The sequence below is a fragment of the Streptomyces alboflavus genome (assembly GCF_000716675.1).
Lineage (GTDB): Bacteria > Actinomycetota > Actinomycetes > Streptomycetales > Streptomycetaceae > Streptomyces > Streptomyces alboflavus.
This window is the reverse complement of record NZ_JNXT01000123.1, coordinates 1-5,749: the sequence shown is the minus strand read 5'-3', so window position 1 is coordinate 5,749 and position 5,749 is coordinate 1. Positions and strand designations below refer to the sequence as shown.

Annotated in this window: 1 protein-coding gene; it reads right to left on the bottom strand. The window is 71.8% G+C overall.

Going from position 1 to position 5,749, the window contains the following annotated elements; genetic code table 11:
- The coding region (locus tag OO63_RS40905) for a non-ribosomal peptide synthetase (RefSeq protein WP_033264980.1) at positions 1–5,749 on the bottom strand (5,749 nt) is incomplete at both ends.

The window sequence follows — 5,749 nt, the reverse complement described above, 5'->3', positions numbered from 1 at the left end:
ACACACCACCGCAACCGCATCCGGCGACAACTCCACCCGCCGCCCGAACAACTCCGGAACCGTCAACTCCGGCCCCACCACAGCCGTCTCATTGAACCCAGCAAGCGCCACCACCTCATCCGCCACCAACACATCCACCGAACCCACCAACAACCCCGGATCGGTGACGAGTTGCTCCACGAGGCGGACGAAGCGGGCCGCGAGGTTCTCCACCGTGCCGCGGTCGAACAGATCGGTCGCGTACTCCAGGTACCCGATCACCCCGGCGTCGGGGATGTCGCCCATGTTGAAGAACAGGTCGAACTTCGCGGTCGACGTGAAGGCGGGTTCGAGCTGAACGCGCAGGTCGCGGAGTTCGAAGTCCTCGCGTGCGATGTTCTGCCAGGCGAACATCACCTGGAACAGCGGGTGGTACGCCGTGGAGCGCTCCGGGTTGAGCAGCTCCACCAGACGTTCGAACGGGGCGTCCTGGTTGTCGTAGGCACCCAGCGCCTTGGCCCGCACCCGGTCGAGGACCTGCTCGAACGAGGGGTTCCCGGACAGATCGGCGCGCAGCACCCAGGTGTTGACGAAGAAGCCGACCAGTTCGGAGAGCTTGTCGTCGGCGCGGTTGGCGATCGGGGAACCGATCGTGATGTCCTCGCCGCCGCCGAGGCGGCCGAGCAGCACCGCAAGGGCGGACTGGAGCACCATGGACACCGTCGCACCCCGGGACCGGGCCAGTTCCTCGACCGCGGCCATCACCTGGGGGTCAAGGCCGAACTCGACGAGGTCACCGCGGTGGCTCGCCGCCGGCGGCCGCGGCCGGTCCGTCGGCAGTTGCAGCGGCTGCGGTACGCCCGCCAGCTCCTCGCGCCAGTAACGTCCCTGCGCGGCCAGGGTGCTCGCGGGGTCGTCCTCGTCGCCGAGGAGCTCCCGCTGCCACAGGGCGTAGTCCGTGTACTGCACCTCCAGCTCCGACCACGGGGGCGCCACCCCGTCCCGGCGGGCCGCGTAGGCGGCGGCCAGGTCGCGGGCCAGCGGGGCCATCGACTCGCCGTCACCGGCGATGTGATGGATCACCAGCAGCAGCAGGTGCTCCTGGGGGCCGCACCGCAGCACCGAGGCCCGCAGCGGAATCTGGTCGGCCAGGGCGAAGGGCTCGGTCACGCTCCGGCGCACCGCTTCGTCCGCCGCCTCCGGCGCCACGTCGGTGAGCGGAACGTCCAGCACCAACTGGTCCGTCGGCACGATCAGCTGGAACGGGTGCCCGGTGTCGTCCTCGGCGATCAGCGTCCGCAGGCTCTCGTGCCGCTCGACGATGTCCCGGACCGCCGCGCGCAGCGCGGGCAGGTCGAGGACGCCGGTCAGCCGCAGCAGGAACGGGATGTTGTACGTCGCCGAAGGACCCTCGAACCGGTCCACGAACCACAGTCGGCGCTGCGCGAAGGACAGCGGGATCTGCGGGGGCCGGGTCCCGGCGCGCCGCAGGAGCGGGCGGTCCGTCGTGTCCCCGGACAGCCGACCGCTCAGCTCGACCACGGTGGGCGCGTCGAACACGAGGCGGACGCGCACCTCGGCGCCCAGTGTCGCGCGGATCCGGTTGACGAGCCGGGTGGCGAGCAGCGAATGCCCGCCCAGCGCGAAGAAGTCGTCATCGATACCGACCCGCTCCACGCCGAGCACCTCGGCGTACAGGCGGCACAGCGCCTCCTCACTCGCCGTGCGCGGCGCCCGGTAGGCCGCACCGGTGAATTCCGGCCGGGGCAGGGCGGCGCGGTCCAGCTTCCCGCTGGGCAGCAGCGGCAACCTGTCGAGCAGCACGAACGCGGTGGGCACCATGTACTCGGGCAGCGCCTGAGCGATGTGCGCGCGCAGCGCGGCGGCCTCCGGTACGACACCGCGCTCCGGCACGACGTAGGCGGTGAGCCGCTGGTCTCCGGGCCGGTCCTCGCGAACGAGGACGTGGGCCTGCGCCACCTGCTCGTGCCGGCTGAGGACGGCCTCGATCTCACCGAGCTCGATCCGGAAGCCGCGGACCTTCACCTGGTTGTCGACGCGGCCCAGGTACTGGATCTCACCGGTCTCGGTCCAGCGGACGACGTCCCCGGTGCGGTACATCCGGGCGCCGGGCGGGCCGAAGGGGTCGGCCACGAAGCGCTCCGCGCTCAGCCCGGGTCGCCCCAGGTAGCCGCGCGCCAGTCCGGTGCCCGCGAGATACAGCTCGCCCGCCACCCCGGGCGGCACGGGCCGCACATGCGAGTCGAGCACATAGGTCCGGGTGTTGTGGAGGGGACGGCCGATGGGGGGCGCCGTGTGCGCCGGCTCGTCGGTGTACCAGGCGGCGGCGTACACGGTGGCCTCGGTGGGCCCGTAGATGTTGGCGAGGCGGGCGCCGGGGACGGCGTCCCGGATGGCGTTGAGGGTGTGCGCGGGCAGGCCTTCGCCGGCCAGCACGACGAGGTCGGCCTTGAGCCGGGTCCCGCCGCCCTGACTGATCATGTGCGAGAGGGCCGACGGCACAGCGCTGATCAGGCTGCCTTGCCACTCCTGGCCGAGCAGCGCCAGGACGTCCTGGACGACCTCGATGCAGCCGCCGCTGAGCAGCGGGCCGAACATCTCGAAGACGGAGACGTCGAAGTTGAGGGAGGTGGCGACCAGGACCTCGGAGAGCGCGTCGTGGCCCAGGTCGGCCACGGCCCAGGTCGCGAAGTCGACGACGTTCTGGTGCGGGATGACCACGCCCTTGGGCCGGCCGGTGGAGCCGGAGGTGTAGATCACGTACGCGGCGTGCGAGGGCAGCAGCGGGCGGTTCCGCTCGCTGTCCCCGGGCGCGGTGTCTGGCATGGTCCGCAGCTCGGCCCGCACCTCGGGCGAGTCGAGCAGGATGCGGTTGCCCACGGTCGCCCGGACCTGACTGGTGGTCAGCACCAGGGCCGGGGCGCCGTCCTCGACCATGAACGCGACGCGGTCGGCCGGGTAGGCCGGGTCGATGGGCAGGTAGGCCGCCCCCGACTTGAGCACCGCGAGCACGGCCACCATCATCTCGGCGTCGCGCGGCACGGAGAGCGCGACCAGGTCCTCCGGCCGTACCCCGCGGGAGATCAGCAGATGGGCGAGCCGGTTGGCCCGCGCGTCCAGCTCGGCATAGCTGAGGACGGTCTCCCCGTGCCGCACGGCCGCCCGGTCGGGGGTGCGGGACACCTGGGCCTCGAAGAGCTCCGGAACGGTCGCCTCGGCGACGGGGCGGTCGGTGTCGTTCCACCGGGACAGCACGGTGTGGCGCTCCGTCTGCGTCAGCAGGTCGAGCGAGGCGATCGTGGCGTCCGGATCGGCCACCAGCAGACGCAGCAGGCGGTGCAGCCGGTCCGCGATCACCTGCACCGCGTCCTGGTCGAGCACGTCGCGGTGGTATTCCAGGGACAGCCGGAGCGTCGGGTCGGCGTCGGCCGTCACGGTCAGCGGGTAGTGGGTGCCGGTGAACGGGGTGAGCCCGGTGATCGCCACGCCGGCGGCGGCGTTGGCCTCGCTGAGACCGACGTGGTCGACCGGATAGGACTCGAAGACGACGACCGTGTCGAACAGGGTCTCCACCCCGGCGACCCGGTGGACGTCGCTCAGCGGGTGGTGGTGGTGGTCGAGCAGCGCGGCCTGCCGGTCCTGCAGGTCCCGCAGCACCTCGGCGAGGGAGTCCCCGGAGGCGTACCGCACGCGCACCGGCAGGGTGTTGATGAACATCCCCACCATCTCGTCCACGCCGGAGAGCGTGGGCGGCCGTCCCGAGACCGTGGCGCCGAAGACGACGTCCGTCCGTCCGGTCAGCTGACCGAGCAGGACCGCCCAGGCGCCCTGTACCAGCGTGTTCAGGGTGACCCCGAGGTCGGCGGCGCACGTGGACAGGAGGCGGGCGAGTTCCGGCGACAGCGGGACCTCGGTGTTGCCGACGTCGTCGCTGTGCGATTCGGACTTCCCGGCCACCAGCAGGGTGGGTTCGTCGAGCCCTTGGAGCTCGTGCGCGAACGCCGCGGCGGCCGCCTCGCGGTCCTGCTCCGAGAGCCACTCCAGGAAGTCGCGGTACCCGCGTACACGCGCCAGCGCCTGTCCGTCGCCGCCGGATCCGTAGAGCCTCAGCAGGTCCCTCATGATCAGCGGTATGGACCATCCGTCGAACAGCACGTGATGGGCGGTGAAGACCAGTTCCGAACGGTCCGGGCCGAGCGTCAGCAAGGCCATCCGCAGCAGCGGCGGGGCGCTCGCGTCGAACTGGACGTTGCGGTCGTCGGCCAGGAACCGGTCGATCTCCGCCGTATCCGCACCGCTGAGGTCGAGGTGACGCCACGGCAGGTCGACGCGCTCCGGTACGACCTGGACGAAGTCACCGGCGGCGTCCGCCACGAAGGCGGTGCGCAGGTTGGCGTACCGGTCGAGCAGGGCCTGGCCCGCCGCGCGCATCCGCGCCGGGTCGACCGCGCCCGAGAGGTGGTAGACGAACTGGATCTGGTAGGCGTCGTAGGCGGACTCGTCCAGTTGTGAGTGGAAGAGCATGCCTGCCTGCAGCGGGGTCAGCGGCCAGACGTCGGTCACCCCCGGGTACTGCCGCTCCCAGGCCTCGATCTCACTCTGCTCGACCGACACCAGGGAGACGTCCGAGGGGGTCAGGCCGCCCGCGCCGTCCTCGGCCGCGTGCCGGGCCAGGCCTTCCAGGGCGTTCACCCAGAGGTCGGCCAGCTCCTCCACCTCGTCCCGGGAGAGGAGGCCTTCGGGGAAGTCGAGGCGGGCACCGAAGCTCGGCCCCTGCTCGGTGTCGGTGACGTGCGCGCTCACGGTCAGGGCCGAGAGGGCCGGCATGTCGGCGTCCGGCTCGGCGACCAGGCCGGCGGTGCCCGGAGCCTGGGTGAAGCCCAGGCCGCGGAGGTGTTCCGGCATGTCCGTCGTGGCCGAGTAGCGGCCGAGGTAGTTGAAGGAGATCTGGCCGGTCTCGTGCTGCCGGAGGACCTCCGCGGTCTCCTGGTTCAAGTAGCGCAGCAGTCCGTAGCCGATGCCCTTGTCGGGGATGGCGTGCAGCTGCTCCTTGACCGCCTTGACGGCGGTACCGGCGGCCGTGCCGCCGCCGAGGGCGTCCTCCAGGTCCACCCCGGCGACATCGAGGCGGACGGGGAAGACGCTGGTGAACCAGCCCACCGTGCGCGACAGATCCGCACCCGGCGCCGCCGTCTCCTCACGGCCGTGCCCCTCCAGACGGAGCAGCAGCGAGGACTCGTCGATGCCGCGCGACCTGCGCCATGTGGCCACGGCCAGGGCGAGGGCGGTGAGCAGGCCGTCGTTGACTCCGCCGTGGAAGGCCGCGGGCAGGGTGGTCAGCAGCGACGTGGTGGTGGCGACCGGCAGTTCCACGTGTACGTGGCAGGAGACGCCGTCGATCACGAAGTGGTGCAGCACGATCATCAGCCGGCCCGCACTCCCGGCACCCGCGTCGAACCACACGAACTGCGCCATGGTGCCGGCCGCGGCGTTCAGGCGGTCCGCGGCCTCGCTCAGCTCCGCGGCGGCCTGCTCCGGCCAGTTCGCGTCGTCCCAGCGGCCGTCGCACGCGACGCGGTGGACGAGGGCGCCGACGTCGACCGTGCCGGGCTCCGCGACCTCCAGGCCCGACGGGGTGCCGGAAAGGAGCCGGGAGCGGAGCATGTCGTGGCGGTCGATCACCGCACCGAGCGTGGCGACCAGACCCCCCTCGTCGATGCCCTCCGGCAGATCCACCACCGTCGACATC